Source organism: Deltaproteobacteria bacterium, assembly GCA_020848905.1.
Taxonomy (GTDB): domain Bacteria; phylum Myxococcota_A; class Polyangia.
On the sequence record JADLHG010000005.1, the window covers coordinates 92,960 to 113,475 of the forward strand.

A 20,516-nucleotide genomic window follows, 5' to 3' on the forward strand; every position below is an offset into this window, starting at 1 on the left:
ATGTTCAAGGGCCGCATGCACCAGATCCACTTCGTGGGGATCGGGGGCATCGGCATGAGTGGAATTGCCGAGGTGCTGCTGAACCTGGGCTACGGAGTGAGCGGCTCCGACCTGAAGGAGAGCGAGACCACGCGGCGCCTGGCCAGCTTCGGCGGCCGCATCGCGGTGGGACACGCGGCGGCGAACCTAGGCGCGACCGACGTGGTCGTCATCTCGAGCGCCGTGCGCCGGGACAACCCCGAAGTGGTCGAGGCGCGGCGGCGCGGCATCCCGGTGATCCCTCGCGCGGAGATGCTCGCCGAGCTGATGCGCCTCAAGGTGGGCGTGGCGGTGGCCGGGAGTCACGGCAAGACCACCACGACCTCGATGGTCGCCACGCTCCTCGACCAGGCGGGGCTCGACCCCACGGTGGTGATCGGCGGGAAGGTGAACAGCCTGGGCAGCAACGCCCGGCTCGGCCAGGGAGACTACCTGGTCGCCGAGGCCGACGAGAGCGACGGGTCCTTTCTGAGCCTCACGCCGACCCTGGCGGTGGTGACGAACATCGATCCGGAGCACATGGATCACTACGGCAGCCTCGAGCACCTGAAGGAGACCTTCCTGGCCTTCGTGAACAAGGTCCCGTTTTACGGACTTTCCGTTCTTTGCCTCGATTGCGAGAATGTCCAGAGTCTCTTGCCGCGGGTCGAGAAGCGGCACGTGACCTACGGTGGCCGCCCGCAGGCCGACTACAGCCTCCAGGACGTGGAGGTCCGCGGCTTCACCACCTCCTTCCGGCCGGTCCGTCGCGGCAAGGTGGGCGAGCGCGTCACGCTGCAGATGGTGGGCCGTCACAACGTGCTCAACGCCCTCGCGGCGCTGGCCATCGCGGACGAGCTGGAGATCCCTCTCGACGCCGCGGCGAAGGCCCTCTCCAGCTTCGGCGGCGTGCAGCGACGCTTCACCGTGCGCGGCGAGGTCGGAGGCGTCACCGTCGTGGACGACTACGGGCACCACCCGACGGAGATCAAGGCCACCCTCTCCGGCGCGCGCGAGGCCTTCGGCCGCCGGGTCGTGGCGGTCTTCCAGCCGCACCGCTACAGTCGCGTGCAGCACCTGTTCGACCAGTTCGCCACCGCCTTCTACGACGCCGAGGTGGTGCTCGTGTCGCCGATCTACGCCGCCGGCGAGGAGCCGCTCGACGGGATCACCGGAGACCGCCTCGCGGAGGCGATCCGGGCGCACGGGCACCACGACGTGACCTTCGCCGCCTCGCGCGAGGAGCTCCAGGCCGCGCTGGGGGGCCGCGTTCGGGCCGGGGACCTGGTCGTGACCCTGGGCGCGGGAGACATCTGGCAGGTGGGCGAGACCCTGCTTCGCGAGCTGTCGCAATCTCCACGCTAGAGCGCGTGGGGTGATCGCCCCGCCGCATTCCCGCGCGCCGATCCCGTAAACCTCCTCACCAAAACGTCTTACGATTTGGGGCCTTGGCCGGGCCCCGCGCGGGGCCCGCTCGCCGGCCAATTTCCCGAGAAAATTCCGGCCAAAAAGTTGCCCACGCGATCGTGGGCTGGCTCTATGGAACCGCACACTCGACGAGGCGCGGGAGCGAGCGCGTGACAGGCACCGTAGCGGAGCTGAAGCGTCAACGAATCGGCGTGCTCTTGGGCGGGCTCTCCGCCGAGCGGGAGGTCTCGCTGGAGACCGGCCGCGCCGCCCTGGGCGCCCTGACCGAGCGGGGCTACGCCACCGTGGCCATCGACGTGGACCTGGACGTCGCGGCACGTCTCCGCGCCGAGGGGGTGCAGGTGGCCTTCCTCGCGCTGCACGGACGCTGGGGCGAGGACGGCTGCATCCAGGGCCTGCTCGAGTCCCTGCGCATCCCGTACACCGGCTCGGGCGTGCTGGCCTCGGCCCTGGCGATGGACAAGGTGGTCAGCAAGCGCATGTTCGTGGCCGCCGGGCTCCCGACCGCGGCGTACGGCTTCCCCGCGACCGTCGAGGAGGCGCTCGGCCTCGGCCTCCCGGTGGTCGTGAAGCCGCGCGCGGAGGGGAGCAGCGTGGGCGTCACCGTGGTCCACGACGAGGCGCAGCTCGAGGCTGCGATCGCCCGGGCCAACCAGGGAACCCGCGGTGGCGCGCTCGTCGAACGCTACGTCCCCGGGCGCGAGCTCTCGGTGGCCGTGATGGGCTCCGGCGACAGCGCCCGCGCGCTCGGCTCGGTCGAGATCCGCGCCGCCGTCGGTCACTACGACTACGAGGCGAAGTACCAGCGCGACGACACGAGCTACTTCGTCCCCGCCCCCCTCGACGACGGGCCCCGGCGACGCCTCGAGGAGATCGCCGTCGAGGCCCACCGGCTGCTCGACTGCGCCGGCGCGACGCGGGTGGACCTGCGCTGGGACGGCCTGAACGACCCGGTCATCCTGGAGGTCAACACCCTCCCCGGCATGACCAGCCACAGCCTGCTGCCCAAGATCGCCGCGCACCTCGGCTGGAGCTACGGCGAGCTCGTGGAACGCATCCTTCTCGACGCGGCGCTCAAGGCATGAAGCGGAGCAACCGGCGCAAGACCCTCGAGCGTCCCGGCGGCCTGACCGGCCTGCTGCGGCGCCTGCGCTCGGGCAAGGGGAACCGTCGGGTGGCCCCCGCCAAGCCTCCCCGCGCCGTCGCCCCGACCTCGACCCCCGTCGAGAGCGCGCCGCTCCCGCGTCCGGCCCGTCCCCCGCGTCCTCCGCGCGACTGGCGCGCCGCGGGCAGGCGAGCCCTCGCCGTCGGTCTCACCGGCCTCAAGGTGCTCGGCGTGGTCGTCCTCGTCGGGGGCCTGGGGACCGGCGGCTTCTTCGGGTACCGCAAGGTCATGGCCTCGACCTACTTCCGCGTGAAGGAGCTGCGCCTGGAGGGGACCTCCCGCGCGCCGACCGCCGAGCTGCTCCGCCTGGTCGAGGGCGCTCGCGGTCAGAGCATCTTCCGCGTCTCGCTCAACGAGCTGGCCCGGACCCTCGTCAGCCACCCCTGGATCCGGGAGGCGCGCGTCGAGCGGCAGCTCCCGAGCACCCTGAAGGTCCGGCTGGTCGAGGAAGAGCCCAGGGCGCTGCTGGCCCTCGGGCACCTCTACCTCGTCAACGCCGAGGGCCAGGTCTTCAAGAAGGCCACCACCGAGGAGGCCGACGGGCTGGTCGCCATCACCGGCATCTCCCGGCTGACCTATCTGAACGAGCCGGCCACGGCGCAGGCCCGTATGCGGACCGCCCTCTCTGCGCTCGCCCAGTACCAGACCGGGCCGCGCCCCCCGCTCAGCGAGGTGCGCGTGAGCGCCACCGGCGAGGTCAGCTTCTTCCTCACGGAGCGCGGCGCCGCGCTCCGGTTCGGGACCCACTTCTCCGACGAGCGGCTGCGTCGCCTGGACGCGGTCCTCGCGGCGCTCGGCCCCGACGTTCGACGCATGCAATCGCTGTATCTCGACAACGACGTGCGGCCCGACCGAGCGGTCGTCCGCATGGCCAGCCAGGAATAGGGCGAAGAGACGGATGCCAAAGCGCGACGAGCTGATCGTAGGACTCGACATCGGCACGACCAAGATCGCCGCCATCGTCGGAGAGGTCTCCGACGAGGGGATCGACATCATCGGCATCGGCACCGCCCCCTCGCGCGGCCTGCGCAAGGGCGTGGTGACGCACATCGATCACACCGTCGCCTCCATCAAGCGCGCCATCGAGGAGGCGGAGCTGATGGCGGGGTGCGAGATCTCCAGCGTCTACGCCGGCATCGCGGGCGGACACATCAAGGGCTTCAACAGCCACGGCATCGTAGCGGTCAAGGACGGCGAGGTCCGCACCTCCGACGTGGGGCGCGTGATCGACGCGGCGAAGGCCGTGGCGATCCCGATGGACAAGGAGATCATCCACGTCCTGCCCCAGGACTTCGTCGTCGACGGTCAGGACGGCATCAAGGAGCCCCTCGGCATGAGCGGCGTGCGCCTCGAGGCGCGAGTGCACATCGTCACCGCCGCCGTGACCAGCGCGCAGAACATCGTGAAGTGCTGCCAGCGCTGCGACCTCCAGGTGGCGGACCTGGTGCTCCAGCCCCTCGCGAGCGGCCACGCCGTGCTGCACGAGGACGAGATGGAGCTCGGCGTGGCGCTGATCGACATCGGCGGCGGCACGACCGACATCACGATCTTCTCCGAGGGGTCGATCGTGCACACCTCGGTCGTCGCGGCGGGCGGAAACCACATCACGAACGACATCGCCGTGGGCCTGCGCACCCCGTCGATCGAGGCCGAGAAGATCAAGCAGCGCTGGGGCTGCGCGATGACCTCGATGGTCGACGCCGACGAGGAGATCGAGGTGCCGAGCGTCGGCGGTCGTGCCCCGCGCCGCGTACCGCGCCGGGTCCTCTGCGAGGTCATCGAACCCCGCGTCGAGGAGATGTTCATGCTCGTCCAGCGCGAGGTGGCCAAGACCGGTTACGAGGAGCTCCTGGCCTCGGGCGCGGTGATCACCGGCGGCACGACGATCATGGAAGGGATGCCGGAGCTGGCCGAGGAGGTGCTCGGACTCCCCGTGCGTCGGGGGGCCCCGCGCGGCATCGGCGGGCTCGTGGACGTGGTGCGGAGCCCCAAGTTCGCCACGGGCGTCGGGCTCGTGCTCTACGGCGCGAAGCAGCTCGAATCGGCCGGCGCCCACCGCGCGCGCCCCGAGAAGGTGAGCCTGGGGCACCGCGTGAAGGATTGGTTCTCGAAGGTGTTCTAGAACGTTCTTTCTAGAGCGGGCGGGACCCCGCTCTGGAAGATAACCCGCGCGCACCGGAGGCGCGCTTTCACGGGCGACGCGTGGTGGCAACTCGGTGAGGCCCGAGTGGGGACCACGCGACGCGAAAACGAGGAGGGACCGGAACATGCCATTGATCGAACTCGCGGACGACACCCCGAACCAGGCACGCATCAAGGTCATCGGCGTGGGAGGTGGCGGAGGAAACGCCATCAACACCATGATCGCGGGCGGCCTCGAGGGTGTGGACTTCATTGCCGCCAACACCGACCTGCAGGCGCTCGAGAGCAACCTGGCGCCGACCAAGGTCCAGCTCGGAGCCGCTCTCACCCGCGGACTCGGCGCCGGGGCCAACCCCGACGTGGGGCGCAACTCGGCGCTCGAGGACACCGCCCGCATCCAGGAGGCGCTGCAGGGGGCCGACATGGTCTTCGTCACCGCCGGGATGGGGGGCGGGACCGGGACGGGCGCCGCGCCGGTGATCGCCCAGGTGGCGAAGGACCTGGGAGCGCTCACCGTGGGCGTGGTGACCAAGCCCTTCCGCTTCGAGGGGAAGCGCCGCATGCGGCAGGCCGACGTCGGGATGGACGCGCTCGAGCAGGCGGTGGACACGCTGATCGCCATTCCGAACGAGCGGCTGCTCACCGTCGCGGGGCAGGCCACGAGCATGCTCGACGCCTTCCGCAAGGTTGACGACGTCCTGCTCAACGCGGTGCAGGGGATCTCCGACCTGGTCGTGATCCACGGCTTCATCAACGTGGACTTCGCCGACGTGCGCACCGTGATGAGCGAGAAGGGCCACGCCCTGATGGGCTCCGGCTACGCCCTCGGCGACCGCAAGGCGCTCGAGGCCGCCAAGCAAGCCATCAACAGCCCACTCCTCGAGGACGTGAGCATCGACGGCGCCACCGGCATCCTGATCAACATCACCGGCGGACCGGACCTCACCCTGGCCGAGATCAACGAGGCCGCGATGCTGATCCAGGAGGCGGCGCACGAGGACGCCAACATCATCTTCGGCTCCGTCGTGGACGCGAACATGGAGGACCAGGTCCGGATCACCGTCATCGCCACCGGTTTCGACGGCCGACTCCGTGTGCAGGAGAGCCCGCGATCGACGCACGCGGCCCGTCCGCGGACCCAGACCGGCAGCACCAGCACCTCGCATCACAGCGCCATGCAGGAGACCCGTCGGGGCCCCGCCGAGCCCGCGTACGCCCTGGCTTCCAACCCGGGTGGAGGGGGACGGGCGGCGGCTTTCGGCGCGGCCGAGCCCCCCGCGCGGCAATACCCTGCCACGAACATGATGCCGCCTCCGACCCCGCAGGCCGCGGCGCCCCTGCCACAGACCTCCCCGTACGGGGTCTTCCCGACGGCGCCCGCCCCGCTCCCGCTGGCGGCCAGCGCTTCGCAGGAGACCTACGCACCCGCTCCGCTCCAGGCTCGGCCGGTGCAGGCGCCCTACTACGCTCCCGCGCCCGTCGCGCCGCCGGCGATGACGGCGCAGGCCCCGAACCCCTACGCCCCTTCGGCGCCGCTCGCCGCCCCGGAGGCCGCCGTCTACTACACCGACGAGCCGGAGGCGCTGCTCGTCGAGGAGCCGCAGTACGCCCCCGCGCAGAGCATCGCCGCGGCCTTCGAGGCCGAGGCGGGGTACGCGGGTCAATCCGACGGTGCGGGCTACGACGGTGCAGGCTACGGCAGCTCCCCCTACACCGCCGCTGGAACCCCCGGGACGGCCTTCGTGCATCCGACGCCCTTCGCGCCGGCCGCCCCCGTGGCTCCGAACCTGGGGGAGGCGACCGCGTCGCCGGCGCCGGCCGCTCCCTCCGCCACCGAGATCGCGCGTCAGCACCAGCAGCGCCTGGCGCAGCTCCCCGCACCCGCGCCGCAGACGAGCTTTCCGTATTCCGAGGCCCCGACGGCCGTGAGCGACCCCGGTGACCCGACCCTCTCGGCGCGCCCGCGTCGGATGAGCGGCCAGCACGCCTCCGTGCCGCGCCTCCATCCGAGCCTGCAGGTGCCCGAGGAGAGCGAGATCGACACCCCCGCCTTCCTGCGGCGTGGGCGTCACCCGCTCGTGTCGGACTAGCGACGTGCTTCGGGCGGCGCTCCAGCGGCGGCCTCACCCGACGGCGAAGTCGGCCGCACGGAGGAGAGTAGCTGCGGCGGGCGCGTCCTCCCCCTCCTCGGGGGTGCGTCTCGCGTCGCTTCCGCCTTCGGCGACCGCTGTCGGCGTCTGCTGGAGCGCCGCCCGTCTTTTTCTCCCGCTACCCCTTATCCTCTCGCTCTAGCCCCAGCTCCCGCAGCCGCTTCAAGAAAGTGGGGTACGAGACGCCGAGCGCCTGCGCCGCGGCCATCCGCCGGCCCCCGAGGTGTCCGAGCACTCGGCCCACGTACTCACGCTCGACCTGCTCCAGCTCCGGCGGTGCGCCCCCCTCCCCGAGCTCGACCACGAAGAAGCCCGGCCGCGCGGGAGACGCCGCCGCGCTACCCGGCAAGACCAGATCGTCCTCGGTGATCAGGGGTCCTCGGGCGAGGATCATGGCCCGCTCGATGATGTTGCGCAGCTCGCGAACCTGCCCGGGGTACCCGTAGTGCGCCAGGGCCGCGCGAGCCCCCGTGGTGAGCCCCCGCACGTTCTTGCGCAGGCGCCCGGCGAAGAACTCCACGAAAGAATCCGTCAGCTCCGCGATGTCCTCGCCGCGCTCCGCAAGCGACGGGATCGCGACCACGAAGACCGCGAGCCGGTGGAAGAGATCCTCCCGTAGCCGCTCGGCCCGCCCCGCGTCGTGCAGGTTACGATTCGTCGCCGCGACCACGCGTAGTCGTACGCTTCGCTCGCGTTCGCTGCCCAGTCGCCGGAAGGTCATCGTGTCGAGAAACTTCAGCAGCTTGGCCTGCGAACGCAGCGGCAACTCGGTGACCTCGTCGAGAAAGAGGGTCCCGCCGTCGGCGAGCTCGACCAGCCCCCGGCGCGCGGTCTTGGCGTCGGTGAAGGCGCCCTTCTCGTGACCGAAGAGCTCGCTCTCGAGGAGCTCCTCCGGAATCGCGGCGCAGTTCAGCTCGACGAAGGGGGCGTCCGCGTCCGTGGCCTGGTAGGTGAGCGCGTGCAGCAACTCCGCGGCGTATTGCTTCCCCGCCCCCGAGGGGCCCGTCAGAAAGACTGGCGTGGTCGGGCTCTGGGCCACGCTCGAGATGCGCGACACGACCTCGCGCATGGCCGCGCTGCGAGGCTCCACGCGCGAGGGCTGGGCCGCGCTGCTCTTGGCCAGGGCCAGACGGTCGCGCAATCCCCGGGCCTCGATCGCCTTGCGCAGCTTCACCACCAGATCCGTGAGCTGCACCGGCTTGGTCAGGTAGTCCCAGGCCCCCGCCCGCAGCGCGTCCACAGCGTTCTCGACGTCGCCGTAGGCCGTCACGACGATCACCAGGGGTGCGGACGAGCCCGAGGCGCGAAGCACCGGCAGAAAATCGATCCCGTCCCCGTCCGGAAGACGCCGATCCAGGATCACGACGTCGGGGGCTGTACGATCGACCTCGCTGCGGGCCCTCGCCAGAGTAGAGGCGGTGCGCACGTCGAAGCCGTCCGCAGAGAGCGCCTCTTCCGCCATCACGCGAAAGACCGGTTCGTCGTCCACGACCAGAACGCTCGCGCTCATGGTGACTCCTTCGGCACCGTCAGAAGAAACGTCGCGCCCGCGCTTCCTCCCTCGAGCACCAGATCGCCGCCGTGCGCCCTCGCGATCTTGCGCGAGAGCGCGAGGCCGATTCCCACCCCGTTCGGCTTGCCCGTGACGAAGGGCTCGAAGAGCCTTTCGCGCACCGGCGCCGGCACTCCCGGTCCGTTGTCCGTCACCCGCAGCTCCACGAGGCCCTGCCGGCACTCCAGGCGCACCACCACGCGCGGGTGGTCGTGCCCGCCGCCCGAGACCGCGTCCAGAGCATTCCCCACCAGGTTCGTGACCACCAGATGCAGCAACGTCGGGTCGGCTGTCGCGCGAAGGTCATCGGAGGGAACCTCCACCGCCAGCTCGACCCCCAGCTCGCGCGCCTGCTCCTCCGCCAGACTCGTCACCTTGCGCACGAAGTCGCTCAGGTCGAGCGCCACCGGTCGCGGGGCGATCCCCTTGGAGAAGATCAGCAGCTCGGAGGTGAACTCCGTGAGGCGCTCAATCTGCTTGCGCAGCGCCGCTGCCACCCGCTCCTGGTTCGGCGCCGGCGCTCCCGGCCTGGCCCCGAGGAGCACATCCAGACCGAGCCGCAGACCGTTGAGCGCATTCTTGACCTCGTGCGCGATCACGTTCGTCGCCTCGCCGAGGAGGCGCAGACGATCCTCGCGCACCGCGAGCTCCTCGGTCTGCCGAAAGACGCGCAGCGACCGCCGCAGGAAGAGGACCAGGAGCGCGAGCGGCGCGAGAGCCAGCACGAGTCCCCCCGCCAGGCGGCCGTACATGCGCTGCCTCGCGGGTCCGTAGATCTGCCCGCGCTCCGCGAGAGACAGGAGCACCAGTCCACGCGACATGGGCGCAACCGCTACCACCGTGGACCGTCCGTCCAGCCGCACCTCGCGCACCTCGGCCTGCGCCCGCGGCCGCGAGCCGAAGAGCTCCTTCCACGCGCCCTCACGCGCGAACGAGGGCGGACGCGCGGGATGCACCACCGAGCCCTCGCGGGTAGCGAGAATGGTCGCAGCTCGACTGCTGCCGCTTCCCGCGACCGTCACGCCGCCGATGCGCGTGAGGTCGATCGCGCCGAGAAGCGCTCCATCGAAGCGCCCCTCACGCTCCACCGGACACACCATGAATAAGATCGCGTCATCCCGATCGGGCACCACCGGAACCAGACTCACCCGCCGGCGAATGTGCAGCTGGCGAAACCAGCTTCTTCCTGCGAACGACCGCTCGAGTCCGACGATCTCCGGAGGATCCGCCCAGAGGAGGTCTCCCGACGCCGCGAGCACTGCCACCCCGGCGGTGAAGAACGGACTTCGCCGATGCGCTTGCTGTAGCAACGTCCGCTCTGGCTCCAGGTTCCCGTCGGTCAAGTTCACCTCCGCCCGCTGACTTAGGCGTCGGAGCTCCTGCGACAGGAGCTTGAGGTGTTCCGCGACGCCCTGGGCGCGCACCTCCGTCTCCAGGAGCAGCGTCTCGCGCGCCTGCTGCTCGTCGTGGCTCCGATCGGTAGTCAACGCCACGACGAGGAGCGCTCCCGCCACGACGGCGGCGGCGCCATAGATCAGGAGCGCCGCCCGCGCGAACCGGGCGTGCGCGCCGGAAAGGCTCCGCGGCCCCCGGCCGAGAAAGTGCGATTCCGCCTCCGCTCCCCCACGTGCTGCCGCACCCATGAAGTGCCCTCGCCGTTTACGCCTGCTCCGCCGCTCCTTGCCTGACCGGCGCTCCGCCGCGCCAGCGGGCCCTGAGCCAACACGCCCAATAATAGGTCACCGGCAGCACGACAAGGGTCAGCGCCGCCGCCGAGATCGTGCCCCCCACGACGACCACGGCGATCGGTCGCTGCGTCTCGCTGCCGATAGCGTGCGACAGCGCCGCCGGTAGGAGGCCGAGCGACGCGAGCAGCGCGGTGACGAGGACGGCCCGCAGACGATCTTGCACGCCGCCCGTTACCGCCTGATAGAGACCCTCTCCCCGGTCGAGCCGGCTCCGGATGGCCGCCACGACGAGGACGCCGTTGAGCACGGCCTGCCCGAGGAGGGCGATGAAGCCGACCGCGGCGGAGACCGAGAGCGTCAGACCCGCCACGGCCAGCCCGAGAATCCCCCCGACGAGCGCGAAGGGGACATTGAGCAGGATCAACGTCGAATCGAACACAGATCCAAAGGCCGAGAAGAGCAGCAGGAAGGTGATCGCCAGGGCCAGCGGAATCACCAGCTGCAACCGCTTCATCGCCCGCTGCTGGTTCTCGAACTCTCCCCCCCACGTGAGCTCGTAGCCCGGCGGGAGCTTCGTCGTCGAGGCGACCTTGTCTCGCGCTTCGGCCACGAACGAACCGAGGTCCCGGTTGCGCACGTTCATACGCACGCCGACGTAGCGGCGACCGTTCTCGCGCGTGATCGCCGCGCGCCCGAGCCCCATATCGACCCTCGCCACGGCGGTCAGGGGAATGAGCGCACCATCCTTGAGCGGCAGCATGATCCGTCGAATGCTCCCCACGTCCTCGCGCGTGGCCTTCGGTAGCCGCACCGTCACGTCGAAGCGGCGCTCCCCTTCCCACAGCTCGCTGGCGACGTGTCCGCCCATGGCCGTCTCGAGGTAGTCCTGCACCTCCGCCAGGTCCAAGTCGTAGCGCGCCAGGGCGTCGCGGTCGAGCCTCACCGCCAGCTGCGGGGATTCGCCGGCCTTGACGATGCCCACGTCGGCCGCACCCGGCACCTCCTGAATCACGGCCTTCGCCTTCTCCGCCGCCTGCTGCAACGCCTCGAGGTCGTCGCCGTAGATCTTCAGCGCGATTTGCCCGAACTGGCCAGCGATGTTTTCCGCCACGTTGTCCCGGATCGGTTGGGAGAAGTTGTACTCGAGACCCGGGAGCACCTTCAGGTTGCGATCCATCTCGGCGATCAGCTCGTTCAGTCCATGAATGCCCTCGCGCCACTCCTCCGGCGGCTTGAGCTGCACGAAGACCTCGAGGTTGTTCGGCAGCGTCGGGTCCGTGCCGTCCTCGGGGCGACCGAGCTGGCTCAGCGTCGCCGTCACCTCGGGGGTGAGCGCGAGGCGCTGCTTGATGCGTGGCACGAGCCGCCGCCCTTCCGTCAGCGACAGGTTGCTTGGCATCGAGAAGGTGACGTAGAGCGCGCCTTCGTTGAGCTCGGGCAAGAACTCCGAGCCGAGCTTCGGGGTCAAGACCAGCGTCGCGATCATCGCCCCGGTGGCGAGGGTCATCACGGTCCAGGGGTTCTGCATGGCGAAGCGCAGAGTCGGGGTGAAGGCCCGTCGCGACCACCTGAGCAGCGGGGATTCGCGATGCTTCCCCGGCTTGCGCAGGGCGTAGTAGGCGAGCACGGGGACCAGGGTGAAGCTCACGAGGAGCGCCCCGACGAGCGCCGACACCACGGTATTGGCCATCGGCGCGAAGATGCGCCCTTCGACCCGCTGCAGCGAGAAGATTGGGATGTAGGCCGCGATGATGATGAGCAGCGAAAAGAGCGTCGGGCGAGCCACCTCTCGCGCGGCGTCGTAGATGCGATCCACGAACGGCCGATCCACGGGAGCGGCGCCCTGCTCCTCCTGCTCGAACCGGTGGAAGAGGTGCTCCACAAGGATTACCGCGCCGTCGACGATGATGCCGAAGTCGACCGCCCCCATCGAGAGCAGGTTCGCGCTCATCCCGCGCGCGTAGAGGTAGACGAACGACGCGGCCAGCGAGAGCGGGATGACGGCGGCCACGATCAACGAACCTCGCACCGACAGCAGGAAGGCGAAGAGCACGAGGGTGACCAGCGCCGCCCCCTCGGCCAGGTTCTTGAACACCGTCTTCAGGGTCGTGCTGACGAGCTTCGTGCGGTCGTAGAACGCGTCGACGCGCACCCCCTTCGGCAGGATGCGCCCGTTGAGGTCGTCGATGCGCGACCGCAGCGCCTCGAGCACCACGGTGGGGTTCTCGCCGCGCCGCATGAGCACGATCCCCTCCACGGCGTCCTCGTCGTGCTCGCGGGTCACGATCCCCTGCCGCGGCGCATAGCCCACCGCGACCTGCGCCACGTCCTTCAGCCGCACCGGCACGCCGGCGTGAAACCCGACGCGGACCTGTTCGATGTCCTTCTCCGACTTGAAGATGCCGAGGCTGCGGATCACGAACATCTCGGCACCACGCTCGACGTAGCCGCCGGTGGCGTTGGCGCTCGCTTTCTTGAGCGCCTCGAAGAGGGAGGAGAGGCCCACGCTGAGGGCCGCCATGCGCGCCGGTTCGGGCTGGACGTGGATCTCCTTGAGCAGACCGCCGTACGACACCACCTCCGCCACGCCCTGCACCCGCAGGAGCTGCGGCCGGACGACCCAGTCCTGCAAGGTGCGCAAGGTCATGGGGTCCGCGCCGCCGCCCGTGAGGGTGTAGCGGTACACCTCCCCGATGGGCGTCGCCATCGGACCGAGCGCTGGCTGCACTCCCTCGGGAAGCTCGGCCTGCCGCATGCGCTCGAGCACCTGCTGGCGCGCCGGCAAGGCCTCCACACCGTCGTTGAAGGTCAGCGTCACGAACGACAGGCCGAAGAGCGAGATGCTCCTCAGTCTGAAGAGGCCAGGCGTGCCGTTGAGCGCCCTCTCGAGCGGAAGCGAGATGCGGCGCTCCACCTCCTCGGCGGGCTGCCCGGAGAAGATGGTGATCACCTGAACCTGCGTGTCGGTGGGGTCGGGGAAGGCCTCGACCGTGAGGTTCACGTAGCAGTAGTAGCCCGCGCCGAGGAGCGTGACGGCCACCACGAACGCCGCGAGGCGGTTCTTCAGAGCGAAGTGGAGAAGGCGGTCGAGCATCGTCTCGGGCTCGCGCGTACGGGCCGCGCTAGCGCATCAGCGCGAGCTGGTTGTCGAGCAGGACGGCCCCTTCTTCCACCACGGTCTCGCCCGCCTTGAGCCCGCTCAGCACGGGAACCAGGCCGGCGCGGGCCGAGCCCGCCACGACCTTGCGCTTCTCGAACCGCCCTCGGGAGGGCTGGACGTACACGTACTGGCTCGCCCCGTCCGAGACGATGGCCGAGGCGGGGAGCTCCACGATCCCTGCCTGCGCCTTGAGAGTGAACGTGACCTGCGCGTACATGTTGGGCCGGAGCTGATGGCGGCGGTTCTCGAGTCGCGCACGGATCGGCACGGTGTGGCGCTCCGGATCCACCACCGACGAGACCATCTCGACCGTGGCGCGCAGTCGCGCCAGCGGCAGCGACGGTGAGGTGAGCCAGGCCTCGCTGCCGGTCTCGATCTCCATCGCGTCCGCCTCCGGGAGGTCCGCCACGACCCAGACCGCGTCGAGGTCGGCGATCATGATCAGTGGCTTGGCGGTGTCGGGACCCACCTCCTGGCCGGGTAGGACGTTCTTCTCGACCACCACGCCGTCGCGCGTGGCCATGGCGACGAACTCGTTCTCCCCGCTCGGGGCGACGCGCAAGGAGGCCAGCTTCGCCCGCGCCAACGACACGGAGAGCTCGGCCTGCCGCACCTTCTGCGTGGCCATCACCTCGTCCTTCGCCGGCACGGCTCGGGCGGTCACCATGGCTCGCACGCGGTCCAGGTTGGACTTCGCGAGACTCAGGTCCATCTCCGCCCGCGCGCGGTCGGCCTTGAGCCCCGCGAGCTCGGGGCTCGAGACGGCGAAGAGCGGGGCCCCCTTCTTCACGCGCTGCCCGAGCTCCACGAGGACGCGCGTCATCCGCCCTGCCAGCGGCGAGCCCACGCGGGCCGCCCGCGTCTCGTCGATACGCACGCGGGCGGGCAGCGGATCGGTCTGCCTCGCGCCCGCGGTGCGCGCGAGACAGAGCTTGATCAGCTTCCACTGCGGTGCGTCCGCCGCAAGCGCGAGCGCGTCTCCCTGCAGGGTGACCCCAGGGGCCACCGCGACGGGAGGCGGGGCCTTGCGCGTGAAGAGCCGGGCAGCGGCCCAGACGGCGAGCCCCGACAGGAGCAGCGCCGCGACGAGGGCGGCGATGCGCACCCGGCGGGGGAAGCCTGCGTAGAGCTGGCCGTCCGCGGACGGGAGGGTCTCTTCCGAGGTCATGTCACGGCCCCTTTCTGGCGAGCGCCTGCCGGGCCAGCGACGCGTCGAGCCCCAGCACCCGGCGGAGCTCGCTGCGCGCAGTGAACAGGTCGAAGCGCAGATCCATCGTGTTCAGCCGCAACGCGAGGTGCGCGCGGCGCGCGAGCAGGAGGTCGGTCAGGCTCACCTGGCCCCGACGAAACGCCGTGAGCGTGGTGGCCAGCACGCCCGCCGAACGCGGCACCGCCTGGCGAAGCAGCCTGTCCAGGGTGCGCTCGAGGAGCGCGCTCCTGCGCGTGAGCCCCTCCAGGTCTGCCACGGCGCGGTGACGAAGCGCGTCCGCAGCCGCCTCCAGCTCGCGCTGACGCCCGTGGGCGCGTGCGGCGTCGTGCTGGCCGCGATCGAAGACGGGGAGCGTCAGGGCGAGGCCGAAAAAGAAGCTGTTCGCCTGATTGCCCGCCACGGTGAGCTGGTCCCGCGTGAAACCTACCGTCAGCGTGGGGTCGGGGACGGCGCGTCGTCGGGCGAGGAGCGCGTCCCAGCGCGCGGCCTCGCGGGCCTGCGCCACGGCGCGAAGATCTGGCCTTCGGTCGAGGAAGGCGCTCCCCCCTTCCGCAGAAGCGGAAGCGGGGACGGACGCGGCGAGGTCGAGGTCCTCGGCCTGGGTGCCGGTGACGGGACAGCTAACCGCCGCCAGGGTGGCACGACAGCTTCCCCGGACCGCCTCGGTCTCGGCCTGGGCCCGAGCCAGGTCGGCCTCGATCCCCATGGTGTCCAGGTTCAGCCGATCGAAGTCGTTGCCCGAGATGTAGCCCTGGTCGAGCCGGGTGCGCTCGATCGAGACCACCTGACGGGCAGAGGCCAGACTCTCCCCCAGCAGGCGTTCGCGGGCCGCGAGGTGCACGAGTCGCCCCAGCACCTGCCGAGCCTCGGCCACGCGCTGCACCAGCCCATCGACGCCTTCCTCCATCGAGGAGGCGTGGCGGGCCATCGCCGCGTCGATCCGCGGGCCGCGCTTGCTGAGGTCGAGCGGCTGCGAAAGCCCGACGGTGTAGTTCGCGGTGTCGCCGAAGCCGAGGCCCGGGGGATTCGTGGTCCCCGCGGTGACCGTCCCCAGGCTGAACGAGAGCTGCGGATTCGGGAGGAGCCGGCTGGCGGCGAGCTCCGCGGCTACCTGCTCGGAGCGCGCGCGCGCCGCGGCGACGTCGGGGCTGCGACCGGCGAGCCAGCGCGCCAGGGCCCCCGGATCGGCGAGAAGCTGTCGGACGGGTGCCACGTGCGCCGTCTCGCCGCGAACCGCCGGGGCGAGCGACAGGACCCCCACGGCGAGCAGGGCGGCGGCGAGGCGTGAGGAGGGTTCAAGGACCATCGGGCACAGCGTCCGATCAGCGAAAGTGGCGCGCCGTCGCCAGCCAGGGCTAAGGCGTTTCCGCGTGGCGTGTAAGCACCGGGCGTGCCACATGTGGGGGGCGACGTGGCCCCCAATGATCTTTGCCGTCTATCGGCCCGTGCGTCGGGCGTCAGGCCGGTCGCCACCCCCAAGGCGCGGAAGCGCTGAAGAGATCTTGCAGCGCCATGAAAGCTTCTTGCGCCGCTCCGGTCGGCCGCATGGCTGCGACCCGGACCGGTTCGTTCTATCTAGGGTTCCTGGCGGCGGGGGCCTTCGACCACCCGCGGCGCTGAGCGGTCAGTACCGCGCCCAGAAGAGATCGGACCCCGCCGAGGATGCGCGGCTGAAGAGAAGCAGCCGCTGCGGGGCGCAGACCATCGGATCTTGATCGTCGCTCGCGGTGGCCAAGGCCGCGAGCCGCACGGGCGCGCCAAGAGCCGGGCTATTGGGCACCCGGTAGGACACGTACAGGTCCAGTCCCCCCGCTCCGCCGGCGCGGTTCGAGGAGAAGACGAGGCCGTCCGCCCCGAAGAGGGCCGGGTTGCGCTCGTCCGCGGCGGTGTTCACCCCTTCCAGCGGGGCGGGCGCGTCGAAGGGGGACGTTCGGTTCACCCGGCGGCTCGTCCAGAGGTCCATCCCACCACCCCCTGCCCAGGCGCGTCGCGTCGCGAACACGAGCGTCAGACCGTCGCCGGAGATCCCCGGCTCGAAACCGTCGTCCTTGACGGTGAGCTCTCCCACAGGCCTCGGAGCTCCGAAGGGCAGCCCGCGTTGCGACCTGTTGGCCAGGTACAGGCGCCGATCGCCGCGGGCATCCGGCCGGTCGAAGACGATCGTGAGCTCGTCCTCCGTCAAGGTGGGAGCCGCGTCCGCCTCGTCCGTGTTCAGCTCCTTCAGCGCCTCGACCTGCCACACCGTGGCGGTGGCCGACGCGCGGCTCGCGACCCAGAGGTTCAGCTCGGCCGTCCCGGTGGGGCGGTAGCTCGCGAAGTAGAGTCGGAGCCCGTCGCTGCTCAGGTGTGGATCGTAATCCCCCACGGCGACGTTCACCCCGGGGATCGGCTGCGCGCTGGCGAAGGCGAGCGGCAGTTGCGCTGCGCCCCAGTCCGGGCCGGCCGCATCCCGTGGCGCGTCGGGGCGACCGTCCCCGAGGCGCCCCCTCTCTCCGGCCACGCCTCCGTCAGCCACCGGCGTCGCGTCGGAGACGGGCCCATCGCCTCCTCGCCCCGCGTCCCCCGCGCCAGCTCCCGCCGGTGCGTACCGCGCAATCCGGTGACACCCCGCCGCCAACAGCAGGAGCGCGCAGCCCGCGGTCACGAAGCCCGCCCCGCGATTCACCGATGCGCCGGCGCGCGCCCGCCGATAGACTGGCCCCATGACCGCCATCGCTCCATATGGTACCTGGACTTCTCCCCTCGCTGCAGATCTCGTGGCCGGCGTCTCGACGCGCCTCGGCTTTCCCACGGCCACCGACGACGGGTCGCTCTGGTGGCTCGAGAGCCGTCCGTCCGAAGGCGGTCGCGGAGTCGTCGTGCGCCGCGACCCCGGCGGGCGCACGGAGGACGCGCTGCCGCCACCTCACAGCGCGCGCAGCCGCGTACACGAATACGGCGGCCGCCCCTACCTCGTCGACGGCGCGACCTTCTACTTCGTGCAGGACCGGGACCAGCAGCTCTGGCGGAAGCGGCCCGGCGAGGAACCCACGCGCCTGACCGATGCCACCGGCTATCGCTTCGCCGAGCCGATCCTGGACCGCGAACGCGGCCGGCTCATCGCGGTCGCCGAGCGCCACGCGCCCGAGGACCAGCCGGAGCCGCCCGAGGCCGAGAACCTCCTCGTGGCCATCTCCCTGGCGGACGGAGCCGTGACGCCGCTCGCCCGAGGCCGCGACTTCTACGCCGCGCCGGCGCTCTCCCCCGACGGGGGACGCCTGGCCTTCCTGGCGTGGGACCACCCCCACATGCCCTGGGATGCCGCGGAGCTCCACCTCGCGGAGCTCGACGGGGACGGCGCCTGTCGCGCCGTGAAGCGCGTCGCGGGAGACACGCGCGGCTCCGCCTTCCAGCCCGTCTGGTCTCCGGCGGGCGACCTCTATTTCAGCCTCGAGGTGGACGGGTACTGGACGCTCCACGTCGCAGCGGCGGAGGGCCCCCGGCTGCTGCTCCGCACGGACGCGGAGTTTGGCGCTCCGCTCTGGCAGCTCGGGACCGAGCTCTTCGCCTTCTCGGGCCCGCGCGAGCTCGTGGCCGCCTGCTTCGAACGCGGCCTCTCGCGCGTGGGACGCATCCTGCTCGACCCGCCGCGCTTCGAGCCGCTCGTCGAAGACCTCCTGCACGTCGGCCAGCTCGCGTGCCACGGCCCCCACGCCGCGCTGCTCGTCGGCTGGGCGGGCAGCGGCACGCGCCTTCTGCACCTGGACCTGCGCGGAGGCGCCATCGAGATCGCGCGCGACACCGTGCCCGACGCCCTGGGAGAGGCGGACATCTCGTCCCCCGAGGCGGTCTCCTTCCCCACCCTCGACGGCGAGACCGCGCACGGCTTCTTCTTCGCCCCGAGGCATCGCGAGTTCGTGGCCCCTCCGGGCGAGCGCCCGCCGCTGCTCGTGATGGCGCACGGCGGACCGACGGCCTGCACCTCCCCCACGTTGAACCTCGGCGTGCAGTACTGGACGAGTCGCGGCTTCGCCGTCCTCGACGTGAACTACCGCGGCTCGACGGGGTACGGTCGGGCCTACCGGGAGCGCCTCCGGGGGGAGTGGGGGATCCTCGACGTCGGAGACTGCGTGGCCGGCGCGCGGCACCTGGCGGACACGGGGCGCGTGGACGGGCGCCGCATGGTGATCCGCGGCGGGAGCGCGGGCGGCTACACCGTCCTTCAGGCCCTGGCGAACCACGACGTCTTCGCCGCCGGCTCTTGCCTCTACGGCGTCACCGATCTCGAGGGCCTCGCGCGCGACACGCACAAGTTCGAGTCGCGCTACGACCGCTTTCTCGTCGACGGGCCTGGCGATCGGGGCGAGCTCCTGCGCTCCCGCTCGCCGCGCAGCTACCCCGAACGCATCCGCCGCCCCGTGATCTTCTTCCAGGGCATGGAGGACAAGGCCGTCCCGCCCGAGCAGGCGGACACCATGGTGGACGCGTTGCAGCGCGCCGGGGTGACGGTCGAATACCACCTCTACGCGGGAGAGCAACACGGCTTCCGTCGGCGCGAGACCCTGCGCCACGTGCTCGAGGCCGAGCTCGCCTTCTTCCAGCGCGTCCTGGGCCTGGCAGAAGGGAGATGAAGGGGCGCGCGGCACGCGGACGACCGCGCGGCACTGCCACGCGACCCGCGACCCTCCTCGCGCTCCTCGGGTTGGCCTCCGCGCTCGGGGGGTGTGACCGCCTCTTCTCGTACGCCTCGCGTCGCCCTTCGGGGGCGGACGGCAACCTCCTTCTCGACGCGAGCGCGGACCTGCGCTCGCAGGAGACGCGCGGCCCCGAGCTGCGTCCGCCGGATGCGCGGCGCCACGACGCCAGCCCCTGCCGCGGACCCACGCTGGGCCTCGCCGTAGCGGCGAACTACGCCCACGCCTGCTCCGTCGCGATCGACCGGCGGCTCTATTGCTGGGGCAACAACGACAACGGCCAGCTGGGCCTCGGGGATGCCACGTCGCGCGCAGTCCCCAGCCCTGTCGGCACGGCCACCTGGTCGCGCACCTCCCTCGGCTGGTGGCACACGTGCGGCATTCAGTCCGACGGAAGCCTCTGGTGCTGGGGCGCCAACGACGACGGTCGCCTCGGCCTCGGGGACACACAAGACCGCAGGCTGCCTGTCCGCGTGAACGGCGGGCCGTGGCTCGTCGTCACCGCCTCGAACGCGCACACCTGCGGCCTCCGGACCGGCGGGGCGCTCTCCTGCTGGGGGGGCAACACCGAGGGGCAGCTCGGACTCGGCCACCTCAAGAACGTCTCGGCCCCCACCCCCGTCGGGACGACGACCTATGCCTCTGTCGCCGCGGGGGCCCACCACACCTGTGCCGTCGCGTCGGACGGCTCGCTCTCCTGCTGGGGCTTGAACAACGCGGGGCAGCTGGGCCGGGAGGGCAGCGCCACGGAGCCCGCTCCGCGCCGGGTCGGTGACGCGCGCGATTGGGCCACCGTCTCGGCCGGGGCCTACCATAGCTGCGCGCTCACGACCTCGCGGGCCCTCTATTGCTGGGGTTCCGACAGCAGCGGCCAGACGGGTCTCGGCGTCGGCACCACCGTGAGCGCGCCCCAGCAGGTTTCGCCGGGCACCCGGTGGCTCGCCGTCTCGGCGGGCAGCTTCCACACCTGCGCGCTGCGCGACGACGGCGGGCTCTACTGCTGGGGTCGGAACACCCGCGGAGCGCTCGGCACGGGTGACCTGGTCGACCGCCCTGCCCCGACGCTGGCGAACAACTCGCGCGCCTGGCTGGCGGTAGCCGCCGGCTCGGACCACACCTGCGCCACGGTGGCCGACCTGGTCTATTGCTGGGGCGCCAACGAACTCGGACAGCTCGGTCTGGGGGACTCCCTGGACCGCCCGCGACCCGTCCCGATCTGCCCGGTCGCGCCGCCCCCCTCCCCGGCCCCCTGACCGCAGAACGGGGGGGGCGACATCGGGACTGGTGCGAGACCCTCCCGATTACCTATACTCTGGTCCCTTTCGCACGG

General features: G+C 71.2%; 12 protein-coding genes and 1 pseudogene. 7 read left to right on the forward strand and 6 right to left on the reverse strand.

What is annotated here, in order from left to right; all coding sequences use genetic code 11:
- The 5 genes and pseudogenes from IT371_03400 to ftsZ all read left to right on the forward strand — a co-directional run bounded on the left by IT371_03400 (nt 1) and on the right by ftsZ (nt 6,033).
- A complete protein-coding gene (locus IT371_03400; protein ID MCC6746677.1) occupies nt 1–1,383 on the forward strand; it encodes a UDP-N-acetylmuramate--L-alanine ligase in 1,383 nt (460 codons plus the stop codon).
- 233 nt (nt 1,384–1,616) lie between these two features.
- The gene (locus IT371_03405; protein ID MCC6746678.1) at nt 1,617–2,531 is read left to right on the forward strand and encodes a D-alanine--D-alanine ligase; all 915 of its coding nucleotides are present in this window, start codon (nt 1,617–1,619) and stop codon (nt 2,529–2,531) included.
- Complete coding sequence (locus IT371_03410) at nt 2,528–3,496, forward strand: FtsQ-type POTRA domain-containing protein (GenBank protein MCC6746679.1); 969 nt, start codon at nt 2,528–2,530, stop codon at nt 3,494–3,496. The genes IT371_03405 and IT371_03410 overlap by 4 nt, the downstream gene beginning before the upstream one ends.
- Nucleotides 3,497–3,509: 13 nt before the next feature.
- The gene (ftsA, locus tag IT371_03415; protein MCC6746680.1) at nt 3,510–4,733 is read left to right on the forward strand and encodes a cell division protein FtsA; all 1,224 of its coding nucleotides are present in this window, start codon (nt 3,510–3,512) and stop codon (nt 4,731–4,733) included.
- A gap of 145 nt (nt 4,734–4,878) precedes the next feature.
- A pseudogene (gene ftsZ, locus IT371_03420) lies at nt 4,879–6,033 on the forward strand (cell division protein FtsZ).
- A gap of 988 nt (nt 6,034–7,021) precedes the next feature.
- On the opposite strand, the gene IT371_03425 reads toward ftsZ, so the two are convergent.
- From IT371_03425 to IT371_03450, 6 genes are all read right to left on the reverse strand, one after another.
- The gene (locus tag IT371_03425) at nt 7,022–8,413 is read right to left on the reverse strand and encodes a sigma-54-dependent Fis family transcriptional regulator (protein ID MCC6746681.1); all 1,392 of its coding nucleotides are present in this window, start codon (nt 8,411–8,413) and stop codon (nt 7,022–7,024) included.
- Nucleotides 8,410–10,098 (reverse strand): sensor histidine kinase, encoded by a 1,689-nt coding sequence (locus IT371_03430; GenBank protein MCC6746682.1) that lies wholly within the window; start codon nt 10,096–10,098, stop codon nt 8,410–8,412. The genes IT371_03425 and IT371_03430 overlap by 4 nt, the downstream gene beginning before the upstream one ends.
- A gap of 16 nt (nt 10,099–10,114) precedes the next feature.
- On the reverse strand, nt 10,115–13,237 hold the full coding sequence (locus IT371_03435) for an efflux RND transporter permease subunit (protein ID MCC6746683.1): 3,123 nt from the start codon (nt 13,235–13,237) through the stop codon (nt 10,115–10,117).
- A 28-nt stretch (nt 13,238–13,265) separates the two neighbouring features.
- The gene (locus IT371_03440) at nt 13,266–14,471 is read right to left on the reverse strand and encodes an efflux RND transporter periplasmic adaptor subunit (protein ID MCC6746684.1); all 1,206 of its coding nucleotides are present in this window, start codon (nt 14,469–14,471) and stop codon (nt 13,266–13,268) included.
- Between the two features lies 1 nt (nt 14,472).
- Nucleotides 14,473–15,819 carry a TolC family protein gene (locus tag IT371_03445; GenBank protein MCC6746685.1) on the reverse strand — a complete coding sequence of 449 codons (1,347 nt, stop codon included), beginning with the start codon at nt 15,817–15,819 and terminating at the stop codon, nt 14,473–14,475.
- A gap of 318 nt (nt 15,820–16,137) precedes the next feature.
- Nucleotides 16,138–17,217: a PD40 domain-containing protein gene (locus IT371_03450; protein MCC6746686.1), complete on the reverse strand. Its 1,080-nt coding sequence runs from the start codon at nt 17,215–17,217 to the stop codon at nt 16,138–16,140.
- Between the two features lie 52 nt (nt 17,218–17,269).
- Here IT371_03450 and IT371_03455 point away from each other — a divergent pair, with 52 nt between their 5' ends.
- Entirely contained in the window at nt 17,270–19,123 is a 1,854-nt protein-coding gene (locus IT371_03455) for a S9 family peptidase (protein MCC6746687.1), read from the forward strand.
- The gene (locus IT371_03460; protein ID MCC6746688.1) at nt 19,120–20,439 is read left to right on the forward strand and encodes a hypothetical protein; all 1,320 of its coding nucleotides are present in this window, start codon (nt 19,120–19,122) and stop codon (nt 20,437–20,439) included. The genes IT371_03455 and IT371_03460 overlap by 4 nt, the downstream gene beginning before the upstream one ends.
- Nucleotides 20,440–20,516 lie beyond the last annotated feature (77 nt).